The 18,654-nt window shown below is 58.4% G+C and carries 23 protein-coding genes; 10 read left to right on the top strand and 13 right to left on the bottom strand.

Going from position 1 to position 18,654, the window contains the following annotated elements:
- Positions 1-386 precede the first annotated feature (386 nt).
- The 3 genes from HBO11_RS27770 (at position 387) to HBO11_RS27760 (ending at position 1,194) form a co-directional block, all read left to right on the top strand.
- Positions 387-641 (top strand): hypothetical protein, encoded by a 255-nt coding sequence (locus tag HBO11_RS27770; RefSeq protein ID WP_015272405.1) that lies wholly within the window; start codon positions 387-389, stop codon positions 639-641.
- Between the two features lie 70 nt (positions 642-711).
- The gene (locus HBO11_RS27765) at positions 712-888 is read left to right on the top strand and encodes a hypothetical protein (protein WP_019692578.1); all 177 of its coding nucleotides are present in this window, start codon (positions 712-714) and stop codon (positions 886-888) included.
- A gap of 60 nt (positions 889-948) precedes the next feature.
- The gene (locus tag HBO11_RS27760) at positions 949-1,194 is read left to right on the top strand and encodes a hypothetical protein (protein ID WP_015272406.1); all 246 of its coding nucleotides are present in this window, start codon (positions 949-951) and stop codon (positions 1,192-1,194) included.
- Between the two features lie 46 nt (positions 1,195-1,240).
- Here the strand turns inward: HBO11_RS27760 and HBO11_RS27755 are convergent, their stop codons facing one another.
- A complete protein-coding gene (locus tag HBO11_RS27755) occupies positions 1,241-2,020 on the bottom strand; it encodes a SprT-like domain-containing protein (protein ID WP_019692577.1) in 780 nt (259 codons plus the stop codon).
- Positions 2,021-2,370: 350 nt separating this feature from the next.
- Between HBO11_RS27755 and HBO11_RS27750 the strand changes: the two genes are divergently transcribed.
- Positions 2,371-2,733, top strand: coding sequence for a hypothetical protein (locus HBO11_RS27750; protein WP_048402760.1), 363 nt, complete (start codon positions 2,371-2,373; stop codon positions 2,731-2,733).
- A 2-nt stretch (positions 2,734-2,735) separates the two neighbouring features.
- Positions 2,736-2,963: a hypothetical protein gene (locus tag HBO11_RS27745; RefSeq protein ID WP_048402762.1), complete on the top strand. Its 228-nt coding sequence runs from the start codon at positions 2,736-2,738 to the stop codon at positions 2,961-2,963.
- Positions 2,964-3,064: 101 nt separating this feature from the next.
- Here HBO11_RS27745 and HBO11_RS27740 read toward each other — a convergent pair whose 3' ends face one another.
- The 5 genes from HBO11_RS27740 to HBO11_RS27720 form a co-directional block, all read right to left on the bottom strand.
- Positions 3,065-3,298 (bottom strand): hypothetical protein, encoded by a 234-nt coding sequence (locus tag HBO11_RS27740; protein ID WP_048402763.1) that lies wholly within the window; start codon positions 3,296-3,298, stop codon positions 3,065-3,067.
- A 51-nt stretch (positions 3,299-3,349) separates the two neighbouring features.
- On the bottom strand, positions 3,350-3,562 hold the full coding sequence (locus tag HBO11_RS27735) for a hypothetical protein (protein WP_024126000.1): 213 nt from the start codon (positions 3,560-3,562) through the stop codon (positions 3,350-3,352).
- A 533-nt stretch (positions 3,563-4,095) separates the two neighbouring features.
- Positions 4,096-4,479: a plasmid stabilization protein StbC gene (stbC, locus tag HBO11_RS27730; RefSeq protein ID WP_232881935.1), complete on the bottom strand. Its 384-nt coding sequence runs from the start codon at positions 4,477-4,479 to the stop codon at positions 4,096-4,098.
- Between the two features lie 18 nt (positions 4,480-4,497).
- On the bottom strand, positions 4,498-5,202 hold the full coding sequence (gene stbB, locus HBO11_RS27725; RefSeq protein WP_019692575.1) for a StbB family protein: 705 nt from the start codon (positions 5,200-5,202) through the stop codon (positions 4,498-4,500).
- A 3-nt stretch (positions 5,203-5,205) separates the two neighbouring features.
- Entirely contained in the window at positions 5,206-5,568 is a 363-nt protein-coding gene (locus HBO11_RS27720; protein ID WP_020723543.1) for a hypothetical protein, read from the bottom strand.
- Between the two features lie 492 nt (positions 5,569-6,060).
- Between HBO11_RS27720 and HBO11_RS27715 the strand changes: the two genes are divergently transcribed.
- From HBO11_RS27715 to mobF, 3 genes are read left to right on the top strand one after another with little or no spacing between them, the layout of a single operon-like run.
- The gene (locus tag HBO11_RS27715; RefSeq protein WP_058565740.1) at positions 6,061-6,390 is read left to right on the top strand and encodes a hypothetical protein; all 330 of its coding nucleotides are present in this window, start codon (positions 6,061-6,063) and stop codon (positions 6,388-6,390) included.
- On the top strand, positions 6,390-7,928 hold the full coding sequence (locus tag HBO11_RS27710; RefSeq protein WP_087851152.1) for a type IV secretion system DNA-binding domain-containing protein: 1,539 nt from the start codon (positions 6,390-6,392) through the stop codon (positions 7,926-7,928). Before HBO11_RS27715 ends, HBO11_RS27710 begins: the two co-directional genes overlap by 1 nt.
- A complete protein-coding gene (mobF, locus tag HBO11_RS27705) occupies positions 7,929-10,883 on the top strand; it encodes a MobF family relaxase (RefSeq protein WP_015272413.1) in 2,955 nt (984 codons plus the stop codon).
- A 35-nt stretch (positions 10,884-10,918) separates the two neighbouring features.
- Here mobF and HBO11_RS27700 read toward each other — a convergent pair whose 3' ends face one another.
- The 7 genes from HBO11_RS27700 to HBO11_RS27670 all read right to left on the bottom strand — a co-directional run bounded on the left by HBO11_RS27700 (position 10,919) and on the right by HBO11_RS27670 (position 16,278).
- The gene (locus HBO11_RS27700; RefSeq protein WP_233458244.1) at positions 10,919-11,659 is read right to left on the bottom strand and encodes a hypothetical protein; all 741 of its coding nucleotides are present in this window, start codon (positions 11,657-11,659) and stop codon (positions 10,919-10,921) included.
- A 111-nt stretch (positions 11,660-11,770) separates the two neighbouring features.
- Positions 11,771-12,241, bottom strand: coding sequence for a hypothetical protein (locus tag HBO11_RS27695; protein WP_132476325.1), 471 nt, complete (start codon positions 12,239-12,241; stop codon positions 11,771-11,773).
- Between the two features lie 11 nt (positions 12,242-12,252).
- Positions 12,253-12,804: a hypothetical protein gene (locus tag HBO11_RS27690; protein ID WP_170059017.1), complete on the bottom strand. Its 552-nt coding sequence runs from the start codon at positions 12,802-12,804 to the stop codon at positions 12,253-12,255.
- Positions 12,805-12,855: 51 nt separating this feature from the next.
- Complete coding sequence (locus HBO11_RS27685) at positions 12,856-13,887, bottom strand: ATPase, T2SS/T4P/T4SS family (RefSeq protein ID WP_065863000.1); 1,032 nt, start codon at positions 13,885-13,887, stop codon at positions 12,856-12,858.
- An 11-nt stretch (positions 13,888-13,898) separates the two neighbouring features.
- The gene (virB10, locus tag HBO11_RS27680) at positions 13,899-15,056 is read right to left on the bottom strand and encodes a type IV secretion system protein VirB10 (RefSeq protein WP_065862999.1); all 1,158 of its coding nucleotides are present in this window, start codon (positions 15,054-15,056) and stop codon (positions 13,899-13,901) included.
- Positions 15,053-15,931, bottom strand: coding sequence for a TrbG/VirB9 family P-type conjugative transfer protein (locus tag HBO11_RS27675; RefSeq protein ID WP_065862998.1), 879 nt, complete (start codon positions 15,929-15,931; stop codon positions 15,053-15,055). Before HBO11_RS27675 ends, virB10 begins: the two co-directional genes overlap by 4 nt.
- Positions 15,932-15,933: 2 nt before the next feature.
- A complete protein-coding gene (locus tag HBO11_RS27670) occupies positions 15,934-16,278 on the bottom strand; it encodes a type IV secretion system protein (protein ID WP_262381134.1) in 345 nt (114 codons plus the stop codon).
- Between the two features lie 393 nt (positions 16,279-16,671).
- On the opposite strand from HBO11_RS27670, the gene chrA reads away from it, so the two are divergent.
- Both chrA and HBO11_RS27660 read left to right on the top strand, forming a co-directional pair.
- Positions 16,672-17,877, top strand: coding sequence for a chromate efflux transporter (chrA, locus tag HBO11_RS27665; protein ID WP_017735062.1), 1,206 nt, complete (start codon positions 16,672-16,674; stop codon positions 17,875-17,877).
- A gap of 37 nt (positions 17,878-17,914) precedes the next feature.
- On the top strand, positions 17,915-18,193 hold the full coding sequence (locus HBO11_RS27660; protein ID WP_024015051.1) for a PadR family transcriptional regulator: 279 nt from the start codon (positions 17,915-17,917) through the stop codon (positions 18,191-18,193).
- The last annotated feature ends 461 nt before the right edge of the window (positions 18,194-18,654 follow it).

Genomic DNA, 18,654 nt, shown 5'->3' with positions numbered 1-18,654 from the left:
CGGCATATGCTCACTCCCTCCGGTCGCTCCGCTATTCCACGGTCCCCATGACGGCGGCCCAGCTCCGGGTAGTCGGGGCTTACCGCGACCAACCGAAGGCTGACGAGCAGATCCACCGGGGGAGACTCACCCTCCAGGGCAAAAGCGGGGCAGCACCCGCTTCGCGGGCGCGCTTTATGTTTACCTCCCGCTCCCACCTCGGCATCTAAGCAGCTCCGAAAAGCGTGCCGCGTCAAGTCAATTATTCGTCAAAGATTGTTTGACCAACAGTTGACGACAGCGCCACGATTTGAGATACTAACCACGTCGAAGCAATACCGCCTCGACACCCCGGACACCAGCGGCGGCAACCGCTCCGGGGCAATCTGCGAAAGGAGATTCAACCCATGACTATCGAAACCCACATCCTGTATTTCAGCGAAGCCGAGGCCCTGCGCGAGTTCAGCGGCTTCACCGTTGAAGTGTCCCATCAGGCTCGCCCGAACCAGACCCCATCCAACGTCACCATGTACATGATCGTTGCCCAGCGTGGCGGCATCGGTCGCCGCGAGGTGATCGCGGAGTTCCCGCTGGAAATGCACGCCACGATCTTCCGTGACATGTGCGAAGGCTTTGTGCGCAGCGAGCGCCTGACCAAGTAAACCAACCCCGGCCCGGATACCAGCGGCGGCAACCGCTCCGGGCCTTCCTCTGCGAAAAAAGGAGTTACCTATGGCTACTCAAGCCCTTCCCTCGTTCCGTGTCTTCCTGGCCCGCCTGGCCGCTTCTGCGCGCCGCGCAGCGGCCCCAGCTCGCCCGGTGCCGTCCATGCAGCAACTGGCCGAGCGCGGCCAGTTAATGGAGGCCGCCGACCTTCTGACCCTCGCACGGGCTGTTAAACGGGCCTAACCCCACTACCCAACCGAGCGCCGCGGCTTCGCCCCGGCGCTCCCCGCTGGAGAACAGGATATGTACGGACACCAGACCACGCCGACCAAGGCCGCCAGGACGTGCCAGGCGCTTGCCGCCGCTGCGCGCAAGGCCGAGCTGCAACACGATTGGGAAGTGGCCGCAGAGTTCTACGAGGCCGCCGCAACGTTCATCACCAAACCGGGCGAACTGGCGCACCGCGATAGCGCCGGCTTGCTGCGCAAGGCCGCCGCCTGCTGGGAAGCTGGGGATCGAGGCCAAGGCGCAGGACCTGGCCACCGTTGAAAATGTGGATTGCGCAATCCAAAAGGCCCGCTTACGCGGGCCTTTGTCATCGTGCGACCGGCTGGAATGGCGACCCGCCGCAGTGTTCACCACCGCAGAGAATCGCCAGCTCAGGCTTGCCCCATACCTGCGTTGCGCACTTCGGGCACCGGTACTTGACCCGGTTTGACCGGTTCGGCGGCACCTCGGGCGGCAGCTCGACCAACTCACCCAGCGGCCCCAGGTCATCGCCGCCCTGATCCACGCTTTGCCCCTGGCCTTCGTCCTCACCGTCTACGTCATCGACAAACCCGCGCCCATTCGAGCCGGTCGGCGGGTCAATTTGCGGTCGTTCCGGGGGAAATCGGTCGTACCACGACAGGGAGAAGTCCCGCGTCAGCAGCTCCGCACAGCTCACGTCAAAGCGCCCGCCTGGGATGATGTAGTGATCCATCTGTTCGCCCAGGCGCTTGCCACCAGGTGCGCCGGTATTGCTGGGCATCAGGCCCAGGGCTTCCATGCGTGCGGCCCATTCCTTGTTGTGGTAGCCACGCCGGCCAGGCGCGCCAAAGTGGAACTGCCACAGGTGCACCATTTCATGGGCCAGCACCGACAGCGTTTTGCGCAATGAGCGAATCGCGAAGTAGCCGGGGTTCATGGCGATTTCATCGGTCATTTCACCGCTACGACGGGCGAAACGCTTGCGCGAGAAGTAGCCGTAGGTTCGGCGTTCACGCTGGAGGGTGATAAGGCAGTCCGGTAGCTGGCCGTCGAACAGCTGGACGTTGAAGTGTTCATACGCCAGTTGCAGCTCGGCATAGACCTCATGAGTCGGCAGTAGCGACATGGTGACGATCCTGTCTTGTGGATTGTGCAATCCAGTTTAATAGAAGTGGATTGCGCAATCCAGGGCGAGGCCTTCGGCGCGGGCTGTCGTGCTGCGCATCGAGCCAGGGGGTGTAAGCCGGAACCCCAGAAAATTCCGTCGGAAAAGGTCTGAAGCTAGGTTTCCGGCTGCTTCGTCTATCCGACATGGTTTTACGTATACGCTTTACCCCTGAAAGAGTGCCGTTTTCGTGCTTGGCTCAGCAGCGCCGGAAATCAACTATTTTCCGACAGTCCGCTGGAGTCGAGCCGCGTGTGTTAATTGGCCCCTGTAGAATGCCGAACTCTGCTCAGAACAAGGGAGGGACTAACATGACAATCAGCATCACCGATGAAGAGTGGGACGAATTGTCACCAGAGAACTTCGAGACGGCCACATTACTGCGTGCAGTCGATGCCGTGGACGTACTGCGCTGCGACCTGAACGACAGCGAGCACGGCGGGCCGCCGCAGCTGCGCACTGACCTGTTGAAGCTGCATCAACTGGCGATGGCTGTGTTTAACGAGGGATCACGCAGCCGAGTAGACGAACTGTTCGAGTTAGCCGTCGATCTGGAAGACCAGGTGCACAGCCTGATAACCTCGCTGGAGCAGGTGCAGGAAACCTTGTCCCAGTTGACAACCCTCTACCCCGAAAGCTTGTCCTATGAAGATGGCGACGTGAGCGAGTCCTGATCATGGTCAAGACGACGTCGGTCGAAGGTTTAAGCGATGATGAGCGGGAGCTGCTGATCGAAGCGCTGCGTGCATTGCGTCACCAGCGTGGTAAAGCATGGAATGCCGCTTGCGATGCCGCCTTAGCAGTCAATAAACGCCAACCTTCATTGCGTTCTGCCGGTATCGACGACATCCAGCGCCTGGCGCGACGCCTCGGCGGACGTGCAACCCACTGGTCAGAGGAGTGAATCGTGTTCTGCCACCTAGCTGGTTATAGGGGGTTGAAGTCCAACGGAACGCTAACGTACGTTCCCGTTCCGTTGGACTTCAAACCCCTAACGCAGCGGACTTAGCTTTTCGCCCAGTCGTACACGGGCTGTTCGTACACCAGCAATTCGCCGCGCTCGGCGATCAGCTCTTCACCGGCCTTGATGCAATTTTCTTTCAGCTCGTCCAGCGTGACCCCATAGAACTCAGCCACGGTGGCGCCTCGGCGAGCCGGTGTTTCCCCACCATCGCGCAGGTTGAGAAACATCATGTGATGACGTGGCAGGCCTTCAAACGGGTTCTTCGGTGTGGTCATATCGTTCTCGCTCGTGGTGGGGGTTCATTTGTCGTTATGGGTAACGCGGCGTCACTCCTTCGGCACCCACTCGCCGTCGACATACTCGCCCTCGGGGTCTGCGGCCTTCGGCTTGTGCTGGCCGAGATAGAACAGCGTGCAAGGATCTCGGTCGCTGGTTATGCCTGGCACTATCTGCAACAGCTCATATCCCGCCTCGATCAGCTCATTGGCTTGAATAAAATCGCTCACTTCCTTGATTTTTCCGATATGCGCAAAGCTCATGACTATTCCTTAGATTGCCGTATTGAAGTAGCCAGCGTAGCGCATCATCCATCCCGGCAGGGGTGCCCTTTTTTCGTAAGATTGGCCGGAAAAGTTTTCCCGATTAGGTGCAAAGTTTTTCCGGTACCGGCGTTATGGGTAACGCGAACTTACTCCGGCGCGACGCCGTCCCACTTGGTCACCGCCGCATCGATCTCGGCATCCAGCGCCCGAAAGGTCGCCTCATCAATCAACCCCTCGCACTGCAAGGCGTCGATCCAGCCACGGGCAATGCCGATGTCTTCCCGCCACGCCTCAAGGGCTCAAGGGGTTGGGGCCTATCCAACTAGGTTGACGGAATTTTCTGGGGTTCCGGCTTACACCCCCAGCCACGGCTGCGCCGCGTCTCGCCCCTTCGGGCTTCCATCCCTCTCGCCTCCGCGCCCGGTTCCCAGGCGCTGCGCGCTCCGCTTGCCGCACGGGAGCGCCTGCGGCGACTCCCACAAACGGCGAGGCCGCCTTGCGGCGGCCTCAGTGTGTGTCACAACCCGGCGCTAGCCGGCAACCAGACGGTAGAAGAGCAGGGCACCGCCCAGGCCTCCGGCCAGGCCGGCAATGCCGGCGCAGACCGCCGCCACCCACACCGTCCGGCGCTGGGTCGCTGCCAACAGGCTTTTGGCCTGGCGGTCCAGCTTCTCCAGGGCCTTGTCCTGCCGCGCCTCGGTTTCTCGAATCGCGGCGGTCAGCTCCCGGTGAGCCGTCACCAGCTCGGCACGCGCATCCTCGACCGTGGAGGCCAGGCTTGCGCCGGCCTCCTGCATCGACTGGTGGACCTCGCGGGCCGCCGCAACCGCGCTTTGGAGATCGACCACAATCTCTCTAGAGTCGCCCAGGAACCACTCAATTAATACTTCTTCTCTCGGTTTCCTAGAATCCATTACTGGTACTCCGGTCGCTTATGCCGTCAGAGCGGCGTAGCATTCGTCCAAGTTTTGACGAATAGGCTTTGCATAACTTGTCCAGCGATAGAGGCTTACATACTTGCTGCGCTGGACCTCATCCGCTTCGGCCCGTGCCAGCGCCTTGTAGTCGGTGTCATCGCCAATCAACTGATCGAATGACATTTTATTAGCAGCGAGATAGCCATATACATCACTATCGAACAGGAACGCGCCTGGCTTGATAGTGGCCTTTTTGGTTTTCTTCACATAGTTGTAGATCGACGGGATCTCAGTTTCGGGATTATCTTGAATGCGGTTCGGCAGCAGAATAATGCGATCAGCCGTAACGCCCATCGTCGCCAGCGCTTCTACAGTTTTCAAACTCTCTTGCCACGCTTTTTGCTCTGGCGTTACCGGAACAATGAATTGTTCGATTTCATCTATGAAACCATGGTAGCGCGAACCGGCTTCAAAGAAGGACTCGATATTCGACGCGCCAATGTCAATAATCGCCACGTCCTCAAGTACCAGCTCTTCGATCAGGTCGCCAACTTCGCGACCACGCATGGTCTTGACCTCAGCAATGCCCAGGTCCAAAGCAGACTGGTTAATCGACTCGATGGCAAAGAATACCGAACTTGGCATGCGAGGGTAGAGCAGGTGCGCTGCGATAGTGGTTTTGCCGATGCTACCGCTGTAGTTCAAGATCGCTCGTTTCATACGCTATTTCCTTTTGCCCGTATATTTATCATCAAGATCCGAGAAGTCCATGGTATGGACTTTCTCAAAATCGCTACTGGTGACGATGCGGCCCTTTAAGGGTGCGCCCGCCTCGGGTGGCGTGGATTCTGCTTTCTGGATTGCGCAATCCACGTCATTCCCCTGGCCACCGCTTTCCAGACGGGGGAGTGGTGGAGTGGTCGCCGCTGGTGGTCCAGCTCGCTCCTGCCTGGCGGCCCTCGCTCGCATCAGCGCCTTGCAAAACCCGTTAAACCCGATGGTCATCCCGTGCTCATTTTTGAGCGTTTCCCATACATCCTCCCGTGAGGCTCCGGCTGTTAGTGCGGCCTCGATCTCGCCGAGCATGTTCCGCACCAGGGCCGAATCGCTCCGTGGTTTTAGTCGCGACAGTGGCATCGCTTACCCCTCGTTATCGACCTCGGGCACTTTTGTCCCCTCTTTGTCTCTGATCCGTACTCTAGCCGTCCCTTTTTGGTCTGGCAAGTACCTTTTTTGTCTCTTCGTTGTCTTCACGTCGTCTCTCGGTTGTCTTCAAAGCGTACTCAGTGGCACCCCTGGGCGGCGAAAGCCCTCACGCTGCGCGTGAGGGATCAGGAGGACGCTTTTTTGCGGCCTCCGAGGGGTGCAGACGACTATTTTTTCCCTTAAAAGCAGAGCGGTATTTTCCCTTAACGAGCTATACACCATACGCAACGCTTCGCGTAGCTAAGTCGTTGAAAAATAAAGCATTTTCAACGACTTGCAGAAAAGCGTAATACCTGCGTAAGACAAAAGTGCGCGCAGGCCCTGATTTTGCTGTATTTTATGTCTTACACACGTCAGACAAGGAGGCCATCCGTGCCCACAGTTAGCTTTCGATGCACCGAAACACAGAAAATCGAGCTGGAAGAGCGGTCGCAAGGCGACATTTCGGAGTATGTTCGCCGGCAGCTTTTCCGGCAGATGGAGCAGGAGGACACGCTAGAAATGATCCTCCAGCGCCTCGATCAACGACCTGGCGGCGACGGTCAGCCAGGTGCAGGAATCGACCGGCAGTCGATGGCCATCTTGATCGAGCTGCTGTTGCTTCTGCGCACCGCGTCCAAACCGGATGCTAAGAGGGAAGCCCAGGCCGAGGTCGAACGCCTGGGCTTCGACGTATGGGATTCATCTAAGAGGGATAGCTGATGAACGAGCGCCAACGATCTCAAATCTGCCTTGCCGTCATGGTACTGGTGCCCCTGTTCGCGTGGTTCTTTACCGCCAAGCTGATGTATGGAATTGAAAAACAAGGCGCCCGCGACAGGGTGTTTTACCTGGCGAAAAATACGTTCACCTTGTGGCCGCTTGCGGTTGCGTTAGTTGGTGGATTGATACTGGCGATTGCGCTGTGCGTGCTTATTGTGAAGTTGAGCAAGACCACTTTTGCCGGCGCCCACTTCGACAAGTATTTTCGTGGTAGCCAACTTGTATCCCAGCGCGAACTTAAACGGCTAACCAAGGAAAAAGAGGAACAAATAACTATTGCCGGAGTGCCTGTTCCTATTGCTGCCGAAGCAACACACTTCTCAGTTGGCGGCGCAACGGGTACAGGTAAGAGTACGATTTTCCGCGAAATGATGTATGGCTGTATGCAGCGGAAAGACCGAATGGTGATCCTCGATCCCGATGGAGAGTTCCTATCTACCTTCTACCGCAAGGGCGATAAAATCCTAAATCCCTACGATGCCAGGACGGAAGGCTGGAACTTCTATAACGAAATCCGTAGTCACTACGATTTCGAGCGATACGCAAAATCCATTATTCAAGTCTCAGACAGTAACGACTCGGAAGAATGGAATCAGTATGGCCGTCTTCTGTTCGCAGAGGTGGCCAAGAAGCTGTATAACACCACGCGCAATCCTGGCATGAGGAATGTGTTTAAATGGACTAACGAGTGCAGTTCGGAAGCGCTACAAGCTTTTGTAAAAGGCACTCGCGCCGTCTCTCTGTTCACTGAAAACGAACGCGCTACCGGTAGCGTCCGTTTTGTCCTCAGTAATAAACTGCCTGCACATTTTGACATGCCGCCAGGCAAATTTTCGTTGCGTCAGTGGTGCGAAGATCCTAACGAAGGCAACTTGTTTATCACCTGGGACGAGAACATGCGCGAAGCGCTGCGCCCATTGATTAGTTGCTGGGTTGATACCATTTTCACCAGCATCCTTGGGATGAAATCCAACCCCAAGCGCCGAATCTGGACGTACCTCGACGAGCTGGAGTCGCTGCAACGGTTGCCCACCCTGGGCGACATGCTGACGCGGGGCCGGAAGAAGGGCGGTTGCGTGGTATCGGGCTACCAGTCCTACACTCAGCTCGAATCCGTGTATGGCGAGAAGCTGGCCGAAACCATGCTGGCCAACCACCGGACGATGGTCGCTTTGGCCGTTGGCCGCATGGGTACAGCCACCGCCGAGCGCATGTCCAAAGCCTTGAGCGAGCATGAAGTGCTGCGCACAAAAGAAGGCCGCAGCTCGCGCTGGGGTGACTGGGGCACTCGCAGCGAGAACGAGGATGTGAAACCCGAGCGCATCGTTATGTCGTCGGAAATCATGGCCTTGAACAACCTCGAAGGCTTCCTGTCGTTCCCCGGCAGCATCCCGATTGCACGGGTGGCCATTGAGCCGATCAACTTCACCCGCACGAACCCGGTACCGGGCATCGTTCCAAACCTTGAGATCATCTAAATGCTCGATATCACGACCATTTCTCGGCAATCACTGGGCAAAGTCGTGTCGTACTACGCGGATGGTGCGGATGACTACTACGCAAAAGACGGCGGCGCCATGCAATGGCAAGGTGCCGGAGCCGAGGCATTGGGCCTGTCCGGGGAGGTAGAGCAGGCCCGATTCCGCGAGCTGCTGGATGGCCGGATTAGCGACAACACGAAGCTCATGCGGACCGTCAAAGAGGCGGACGGCAAAGTGGTCAGCAAGGAACGGCTGGGGTACGACCTCACATTCTCGGCGCCCAAGGGCGTGTCGCTCCAGGCCTTGGTGCACGGTGACGCCAGTATCATCGAAGCCCACGACAAGGCCGTGGCGGCGGCGATCCGCGAAGCTGAACGGCTGTCCCAGGCGCGAATAACGGTCAACAAGAAGACCGGCACCGAGAACACCAACAACTTGGTGGTGGCCAAGTTCCGACACGAAACGTCACGCGCCCTGGACCCCGACCTGCATACCCATGCGTTCGTGCTGAACATGACCCAGCGTAGCGACGGCGAATGGCGGGCACTGAAAAATGACGGCGTGTTCAATTCGTCCATGTTCTTGGGCAACGTCTACAAGGCGGAACTGGCCCGCGAGCTGGAAAAGGCCGGCTTCCAGTTGCGCTATGAGCGCAACGGCACATTCGACCTGGCGCACTTCTCCGATGAGCAGATCCGCGAATTCAGTTCGCGCAGCCAGCAGATCGAGGCAGCGCTAGCGGCGAAAGGCCTGGACCGCAGCACAGCGTCGTATGCCGAAAAGAACCAGGCCGCGCTGGCCACCCGCGACAAAAAGCAGGGTGGCATCGACCGCGAGGAACTGCGCCAGGTTTGGCTGGAGCGGTCGAGGGCCTTGGGTATCGACTACCACAGTCGCGAGTGGGCCGGCGTCGGCGCCGATGCCCAGGGCGGCAACGAGCGAAGCAGCGCGGCCACTCCGCAGATCGAGAAGCCCCTGGAGTACCGTGCAGACCAGGTAATCGAATTCGCGATCAAGAGTCTGACCGAACGCCAGGCCGTGATCGGACAGAAGGAGCTGATGGATACCGCGCTGCGCCACGGGTACGGCGCACTCACCATCGACGACGTGCGCGCCGGCATCGAGCGGCGAGCCGCATCTGGCCACCTGATCCGCGAGGAACCGCTGTACTCATCACAGAACCCAGCCGATGGAAAGAAGGGGAAGGCCGCCGAGAAGGCCCGCCAGGAGGCGCCACAGCTCAGCCGGAAGGAATGGGTGGCAAACCTTGTCCGTGCCGGCAAATCGCGCTCAGAGGCCGCCAGGCTCGTTGATGAGGGTATCCGCACGGGACGGCTGCGTCAGGGTGAAAGCCGTTTCACCACGCACATCGCGCAAAAGCGCGAACGCGAGGTGCTGCAAATCGAGCGAATGGGGCGCGGTACAGTTCAGCCGCGGATCTCCAAGGAAGCCGCCGAAGCCTTCCTTGCCGATCGGGGCTTGAACGCGGAACAGCAGTCCTCGGTGATGCGGATCGCCCGCACACAAAACCAGTTCATCGGCGTGCAGGGCTTTGCCGGCGTCGGCAAAAGCTACATGACTGTAGCGGCTAAGGATCTGCTGGAAGCGAACGGATACCGCGTCACCAGCCTGGCGCCCTATGGGAGCCAGGTGAAGGCGCTCCAGGCCGAGGGCCTGGAGGCGCGCACTCTGCAATCATTCCTCAAGGCCCGCGATAAGAAGATCGACAGCAACACCGTCGTGATTATCGACGAGGCCGGCGTAATTCCTGCGCGGCAGATGCACGAGGCCATGAAAACCATTGAGGCTGCCGGCGCTCGCGTTGTCTTCCTGGGCGACGTGGCACAGACCAAAGCTATCGAGGCCGGCAAACCCTTCGAGCAGTTGATGAAAGCCGGCATGGAAACGTCCCGGCTGACCGACATTCAGCGGCAGAAAGACCCGCAGTTGCTGGAAGCCGTGAAGCTGGCCGCCGAGGGCAAATCCAAACAATCGCTGCCGCTGGTGAACGAGATACGCGAGATCGAGGACAACGGGGCACGCTACCAGGCCATTGTCGAAGCCTACGCCTCGATGCCAAAGGCCGAACGTGACCAGGCGCTGATTATCACCGGTACCAACGCCAGTCGGATCGAGATCAACGAAGGGGTGCGCGAGGCGCTGGGCCTGAAAGGACAGGGCGCGGAATATCCATTGCTCAATCGCCTGGATACGACACAGGCCGAGCGCCGGCATAGCAAATACTACGGCAAGGGCAGCATTGTCGTACCCGAGGTGGACTATAAGAACGGGCTGCAACGGGGCGTGCAGTACGTGGTACTCGACACTGGTCCCGGCAACAAACTCACCGTGCGGGGGCCGGAAGGCGAGAGACTGCAATTCACCCCGGCTCGATGCACAAAGCTGTCGGTCTACAGCGTCGAGCGAACTGAGCTGGCTCCTGGCGATCAGGTGAAAATCACCCGGAACGACGCCGAAAAGGACCTGGCCAACGGCGACCGATTTGTGGTGAAGGAGATCCACAGCGACCGTGTGGTGCTCGAAGGCGACAAAGGCCGCCAGGTCGAGCTGGACACCGCATCGGCTATGTTCGTCGGCCTGGCATACGCCTCGACCGTTCACAGCGCCCAGGGCCTCACCTGCGACAAGGTACTCATCAACCTTGAAACCCAGTCGCGCACGACCGCCAAGGACGTGTACTACGTGGCGATCAGCCGCGCCCGTCATGCAGCGGAAATCTTCACCGATAACCGGCAGAAGCTGGGGGCTGCGATCAGTCGCTTGAATGCCAAGGCCGGCGCCCTGGATATCAAGCAGCTCCAGCGGCATGCGCTCGAGCGCAAAGGACACGACCAGGCCGGCAAACAGAAGGACGCCGCGCAGAAGCAACAGCAAGGCCAGCAGTTGCCGACCAAGCAGCCTAAAGAAAAGGGCAGGGCATTCGGCCTGTAACCAGCAAAGGGGCTTCGGCCCCTTTTTTCTGTGCGTTAAAGCCCCTTGGCCATGCGCATTTGAGCGATCCGCTCATGAGACACACCTGCGAGCTTGGCCAGCACGCTATTTGGCACCACGCCGAACAGGTGTACATACCGATCAGCACGCGATACGCGCTTGTAGGGTGCGATGCCCAGGAACTCCCGGCGCGCCTCTACGACCGCATAGGCCACGCCTACGGTGCGGCTCAGTTTGGCGGCAGACATAGTGCCCAGGAGCGATTCGTAACCGAGTCCGGGGCCGTGGTAGTCCTCGACAGGCGCCGACCTGGCCAGGTCAGGGGAGGGCGCCACAGCATCCAGGCCGAACGCCTCGCGCAGCGCCTGCACGACTTCTACGGCCACACCCGAGGCCTCGGCTATGTCTTCATCGGGCACCAGGCCCAACGCGCTCTTGTACGGCCTCACGGGATGATCGAGCGGCAAGCGCTGAATACGGCGTGTGACCTTGGAACGGGGTGCGATGCCCTGGGACTTGCGGTAAGCCTGGATACTCTTCACCGACACCCCGCTTTTTGCAGAGACAGACCTGTCCGACTCCAGGCCCAGCAGGTGCTGGAAAGGGGCAAGAGCTACTGCGACCGAATAGACCTCGATCCCGAACTGAACACGTCGGCGCCGTATGCTGCCCTCGGTAGTTCCTACCACCCTGGCCAGGTCCCGGTCGGAAAGCTTGCCCAACTTCCAGTCGTACCAGCGGGCCACACCAATAACCGTCCAGTTCGTTTGTTTCAAAATTTCCCCTCGTAACACAACATCTTGTGTCGCTGGCCAGCTGATCGAGCACACGATATAGCGGCAAACAAAAGCCCCGCAATGCGGGGCTTTGTTTTAGGTCCGGGCGCGCTATTTGCGGCGTTGCAACCCAAGGCGCTCGCGCAAGCGAAGAGGCGAGGCTGGGCTGGTGAAGACCATCACACCGAACCCTGTTACGAGGAAAGCACAGTAAATCAGGGCCAGCGTCCTACCACCCTCCTTGGCCAGCGCTTCGACAGCCACCTCTTTCACCTGCCAAGCATCACACGTGGCCACAGGCTCCGGCATGGCCCCACGCGACCGGCTTTCATCGGCGCAGCGCTTGACCAGCAGATGACCAGGCGCTTCCGCTTTTCCTAACTGCTGGGCCTCGTATTGCATATCCGTCAGCCATTTACCGGCCCCGGTAAACGACCAATCGGAGGCGAGGCCCATCAACAAGAAAAAACCAACAGCCGGATAGACAATGAGCAGCAGAAACAAACGGCGAATGATCGTCAGAGCAGCACTCAAGACTTCAAGCGCCTTGGTGGCCGTGCTGTGCGGTTGTGGTGAATCCATGTTGGCTTCCATCACAGTTGCATCCGGCGACGCTGTTCTTCACTCACTGCGGCGCTAACCAACGTCAGCAAGCGTTCTACCGGCTTCTCTACCGATGCGCCGAGGAACAGGCGTTGGGTAGCGTGGTACACCTGGCCATTGGCAACAACGTTGACCATGAGCTGCCATTTAGCCGGATCTTCGCCCATGGCGATTGCACGGCGGGGCTGAACCTCCTGAACCGAGGATAGGCGAATCCATCGCCAGTCATCGACACTGAAGGAAGGGAGCCTGCCTTCCACGCTTGGATAAACACGGAGCCAGATAGGCAGCTCACCGTGGACGGCAATGCCATCACCGCCCAGCAGGTCTACGACCACGGCCATGACGCTTTCAAACTCTCGGGCGCCAAATTTGCTCACGGAGGGCACCAGCTCTTCCACGCCACTACGACCAATCAACAGCAGTTGGTCGTAGATATCACCTGTTTGTGGCGTTCCACAACCCATGGCGATAACGCTTTCACGCACCGCGTTGATGATTTCGGTAGCGGTGGCGGTCCAGATATTGGTTGCTTCGGTCATGCGTACTTCTCCTTGGATTTAGCCCTGCAGGGCGCTAAGCGGCTTGAGTTCCTACACCGCTGCCATTGCTTGTTTCTTGAACATCGGGTCGTACAGGATTTCCAGCACTTCACGTTTTTCCATGTACACGACCACATCCAACGTGGTGTTGATGGTCTTCATGATTACGTCGTAGTCGAGCGCCCGACCGATTTCCGAGGCCTTTACCAAAGTGGCGATACGCGCTGGGGTGCTGGCCGCGCTGTCAGCGTGCGTCGAAAAGATGCCCCCAGGGTGCCCCGTGTTCGCGCCGGCCAGGTAGTCCCACGCCGCATCGTCGCGCAGCTCGGTCAGGAAGATCCGGTCAGGGGACAGGCGCATGCACAGCTTGAGGCATTCGCGGGCCGACATTCGGCCATCGCCTTCCCCGTACATCAGATAGCCCACTTCATCGAGGCGGTTATCGTCGATTTCGTGCGTATCTTCCATCAGCAGCACACGCTCAATCGTAGGCACCGCCCCCATCAGCGAGCGGGTAAGCGTGGTTTTGCCGGAGCCGGTAGGACCGGCTACGGCAATGTTCCGCTTCGTCTTGACGGCCTGCGTCAAGAAGCCTTCCACATCACCCTTTTCCAACAACTCAAGCAGTTCTTCCTCGAACGGCTCAAGCATGAATTGCTCAGACTGCTTACGATGCCGCACCTTGGCAAAGCGGCCTTCCTGGGCAAGCTGGCTCAGGCTCTTCGATACCGGCAAATGCTTACGGATCGACATGAGCATGGTCCCCTCGACAGTCGCAGGGGGCCAGCAGAACGTTCCCCGAGATCCGTCCGGCAACTTCACGTAGCTGATTGGCGTGCGGCCGAGTCCGTTGAGGCTCAGCAGATGGTCATTCAAGGCCCACAGGTAGTCGTAGGTGATCCGTGGGTCGGCATGCAAGACACGCCCTTTGGGCGTGTCACATACCACCTGGCCAAACTTGTTCACCCGGATCTCGAACACTTCTGGATCGTCGAGGTACTGGCGAAGCGGGGCGAAGTTCGCCGCCGCCAGGGCCATGTCCATGTCTGCTAAAGCCAGGTCGATATCGGTCGCAGTATCCATACGTGCCTCCCTCACTCCACCATTTCCAGGCCATACACATCGCTGAAATCAACGTCACGCGGCACGAAGATCGATACCGCCTCGCCGTGATTCACGGTCAGGGTTGGCGGGATATTGATCGTGGCGCGCAACACTTCGCGGGCCAGCGAATCGGAGGTGTTGGACGTGTTGTCGAGGTTCACCGTTGTGTCGCTGTCGGACTTGTCGGTGGAGTTGACCAGGGCCTGCATCAGACCACGGCTCAGGTCACTGAACACGGAAATGAACATGGCACCACCGAAGCGATCCCAAAAGTGGGTATCGACCTGGCCGGGCACGCCGGCACTACCGAGGCGGTTGGTGCCAGGTGCATCGAGGTAGGCCACAGCGCCGTCACGGTTACGAACCCGCGACCAGAGCACAAAGGCCCTGGCCTGCCCCATCAGAATGCCGCCACTGACTTCACCAGTGATCGTCGCGCCCTTGTCGATCAGCACCACCGAGCCGTCAGCCGAACGGACTTCCTTCGACACCTGGCAGGACACGAAACCAGGGACAGTGGTATCCAGCTCGGTGATCGTGCCGCAGCGAATCATCGTGCCAGCGGCTATCGACATACCCATGTTTTTCATGAGCGTCGCCTTTGATGCAGCGTACCGGGCACTGTTCATGCGCGAAGCCAGCTCCGAGCTACTACTGCTAGTTTTTACTGGTTCAGCTTTTTCGCCACGACTTGGAGTCGCGGCCATAGCCTGTGCGCCAATCTGTTCTGTAGCGCTCGACGAACTGAGGCGGCGTTGCATGGCTTTTTGTTCAGGCGTCAGCTCGACTTTTCCCTGCTGTCCAGGCTGTGTCTGGTGTGCCTGCTGCTGGTAGGTACTTGCGGATTGCGCCTGCTCGGCGGGCTGCTCGACAGGTTCTTCATCAGCGTTACCAGGCGTGGTTGCGAAGCTAGCACGCGGCAGGTTATTGGCCCTGTTGGGTGACGCTTTTTCAGCCTGTTCCTGCTGCTGGAGTTTCGGAACAATCACGTTTTTGTAGACGATCCAGCCGATGAGGCACAGCGCAATCAGCAACAGCACGCCGATGAATGCTCGCAGGCCTGGCACTTTCTTTTTCGGCCCACCATCGAACCCGCCCCGGTCGTCCTCGAACGTCTCCAGTTCGTCGATATTTACGTCGCGGCTCATTCTTCACCCCCTTTCAACACACGCTTGACCTCGGGCGAGTTGGTGCCGGTCTTGCTAGCGCCCAACGCCGGGTTGTAACCGCCATTGACTACACCCACCACGCGATCACCCAGGCGAACCCGCCATTCACGCGCCGTTGTCTCGGCAACGATGATGTTGGAATACTCGCCCTCGATATGCGTCTGAGGGATGGTTTCCTTGCCATCCGGGCCAATCATGTAGACGTTCGGCAACGCTGCATTGGCCGGAAACTCGAAGTAGGTAAAGCGGAAATCATCCCAGGTGTGGGTCGGCCTGATCTCGGAGCTGTTTTCTTCATCGGAGCGGCTATAGGCGATGTTCACCGGCCCGTTATTACCCTTGGCCAGCGCCTCGCGGATGCGGCGTTCTTCGAGCTTCTTGTTAGCGACCTTCATGTCTTCAAACGGGTATTTGAAGATGACGCCGACCGTGGCTTTGCGCATGCTCCAGGGCGTCTTGATGAACTCTTCTTTCACCTGGCCATCAGGGCCTTTGACGACATTGCTGCCGATGTAGTGGAGTAGGAAGTAATACGTCCGCTTGTTGGTCACTACCGTCAGGTTCGTGTCGCTCAGCTCGGCAATTGGCCGGATAAACACGTTGTTATCCTTGTTGACCAACTCCCAGGCGCTTTTCGCACCGAAGTTATGCGTCACGTAGACCTCATCCGGCGCAAACTGGATGAGCGTTTGCAAACCCACCACCCCGTCAATCTGAACAACGTCCATCGGGTTGTAGATCACCGTCTTGATCCGATAGTCGTAGGGGCTGTCTGTCTTCTCGTTGAGTGCCAGAACCGGCGCCGATGTCAGCGCCGCCGCCAACGCGGTTGCAATAGCGAATTTACGATTCATAGTCAGCCCCCAACTTTTGCGGCGGTTTCAGCGTTCACGTTGTACGAGTAGACGCGGAAACCCAGCGGGTTGATGTAGCGCTCGGAGGCTTTCAACAAGGTGTTGTCGTAGGTGTACGACAGAGTTGCGATCCAGTATTGAGGTTCTTCCGAGGTCGCTCGCGAACGGTATTTTTCAGTAGTCGAGAAACGAACCGTGGCGATGCCTTTTTCCCGGTCGAGAATGACCGAGGAAATCTTGACCCTGACGGATTTGCGGTCGCCAACAACCTTGTCCATCGCCTCCTTGGTGCCCCACTTGTAGCGGTTCTGGTATTGCTCAGCCACATCAGGGGGTTTGGGGAGCAATGGAACCAAAAACCAACGTAAGCCCGACTAGCTCCGTTCAGAGCCCTCTTCCCAGGCATCCGACTCGATAAAACCATTGCGCAACTTGACCACCCATTGGCGCCGTTATTGACCAGCCGGCTGCATTCTTGACCAGTTATTTGCATTCGGAGTGACCAGGAGGGGGGCAATAGAGAAAACGGAAAAAATCGTACGCTAAGGCCAAGCGTGTTTTGCTAATGAACTGTGCTAGCAGACAAAACCAGCGGCTAGCACAACATCGATTACTTGCATTGCGACACCCAGTACGAATTGCACGGTACTCCAGTCGTTTTGGGCAGCTATAAAATCGAATTTCGTTATCGAAGTTCGATTATTATGGATTAATCTGTGGAAAATCAGGTAGGCCAACGCATGACTAATACCTCCACCGATGACCGCAGCCCATGGTCGGTTTTTCTTATTTTTCTACGACTTGGATTGACCTCCTTCGGCGGCCCCATCGTGCACTTAGGCTATTTCCGTGACGAGTTCGTCACACGACGGCGCTGGTTGTCTGAACGCAGCTATGCTGATTTAGTGGCGCTGTGCCAATTTCTTCCAGGCCCAGCAAGCAGCCAGGTCGGCATAGCGTTGGGGCTATCACGGGCTGGATATAGCGGGGCGCTGGCTGCTTGGACAGGCTTTACGCTGCCTTCGGCCGTAGCTTTAATCCTGTTCGCGCTGGGCATTTCCAACTATGGGGATTCCGTTTCGCCGGGCGCGTTGCATGGCCTAAAAGTGGTGGCCGTTGCCGTAGTCGCCCAAGCGGTATGGGGCATGGCGCGCAACCTGTGTACGGATGGGCTGAGAGTCACAATAATGGCGATTGCCGCCTGTGCTGTCCTGCTCGTACCGTCCGCGTGGGGGCAGGTTGGTGTGATTGCTGCCGCAGGCATCATAGGCCGACTATTGTTCAAGCCAGCACATACTGTTGAGCACGACCCACTACCTATCACGGTCAGTCACCGGGCCGGCGCACTTTGGCTATCGTTATTTTTTGCCCTGCTGATTGGCCTACCGATCTTGGCAAAATTGCTGCCAAGTCCAACGATGGTGGTAGTGGACGCCTTCTATCGTGTGGGGTCACTAGTGTTCGGTGGTGGCCACGTTGTGTTGCCGCTGCTGCAAGCCGAAGTGGTGTCCTCCGGCTGGGTCAGTAATGAATCCTTCCTCGCGGGGTACGGGGCGGCTCAAGCGGTGCCCGGCCCATTGTTCACATTCGCCGCGTTCCTTGGTGCTTCGATGAGCACCGCTCCCTCTGGCTGGGTCGGCGGTATTGTGTGCCTACTGGCTATCTTCGCACCCTCTTTTCTGCTGGTTGTGGGAGCCATGCCATTTTGGGAGCGCCTGCGTCGCAATACAGGCATGCAAGCCGCGCTGGCTGGGGTCAATGCGGCGGTGGTTGGCCTGCTGCTGGCCGCGTTCTATCACCCTGTATGGACTAGCGCCATATTTCAGCCGCAAGACTTTGTCTTGGCCCTGGTCGCCCTTGTCGCACTGATGTTCTGGAAGCTCCCGCCGTGGCTAGTTGTCGTCGGCAGCGGTGCAGCGGGTTGGCTGTTGAGTATCGCGCTGTGAGGCACGAAAAACGACAGATAAAGACCTGTACGGCGGGTTGATCCGCCTGCACATACTTCACCATGCAGCCGAGAAGCCCGTCTTCGGACTGGGAATCATCGAAGAACTGCAACGACACGGCTACGAGCTGAGCGCCGGGACGGTATACCCAATGCTGCACGGGCTGGAAAAGAAGGGCTATTTGACCTCACGCCACGAACGCACCGGGCGACGTGAACGGCGTGTCTATGAGATCACTGAGCAAGGCCAAGTTGCGCTGGTCGAGGCACGTGCAAAGGTTAAGGAACTGTTCGGCGAGTTGATCGAAGGTTGCTGAGTTTACGGCTTCAACTCGGCGTCAGGCGGTTCACTGGCACCGCGTCAGACTAGGGCCGCTTTCTGCATTTTCTGACGCCAAGGCGTCAATCTCTATGGCCTCAACCTGACAGGCCGAATGCTTAGCGTACGATTTTTTCCGATTTCTCTATCGACCCCAGGAGGATCTGAATTGATCTCTCCACCATGTGTACACTGCCTGACAGCGGAGTTCGTCGCGGTTTAATCTAGAAAGACTTGCCCTAGGGAGATCAGCACGGCTGGAAGAACTGACCCAAACGAGGCAGCAGGTCGCATTTGACGATATCTTCACTGTATACTTTATCGCTCAGCCATACCTCTTGAGCTACAGGAACACCAGCATGACTGTACTCCAAACGATCTACTGGCAGCCTACGCCGCCTTAGCGCTACGCCCCCTCGCAACATCTCGCTTCCGCTAGTTTCGCTCGCGGTCGCGTAC

It is taken from the genome of Pseudomonas sp. WS 5010 (genome assembly GCF_012985565.1).
In the GTDB taxonomy this organism is placed as follows: domain Bacteria; phylum Pseudomonadota; class Gammaproteobacteria; order Pseudomonadales; family Pseudomonadaceae; genus Aquipseudomonas.
The sequence above is the reverse complement of the archived record's forward strand: the minus strand, read 5'-3'. Positions and strand labels throughout refer to the sequence as shown.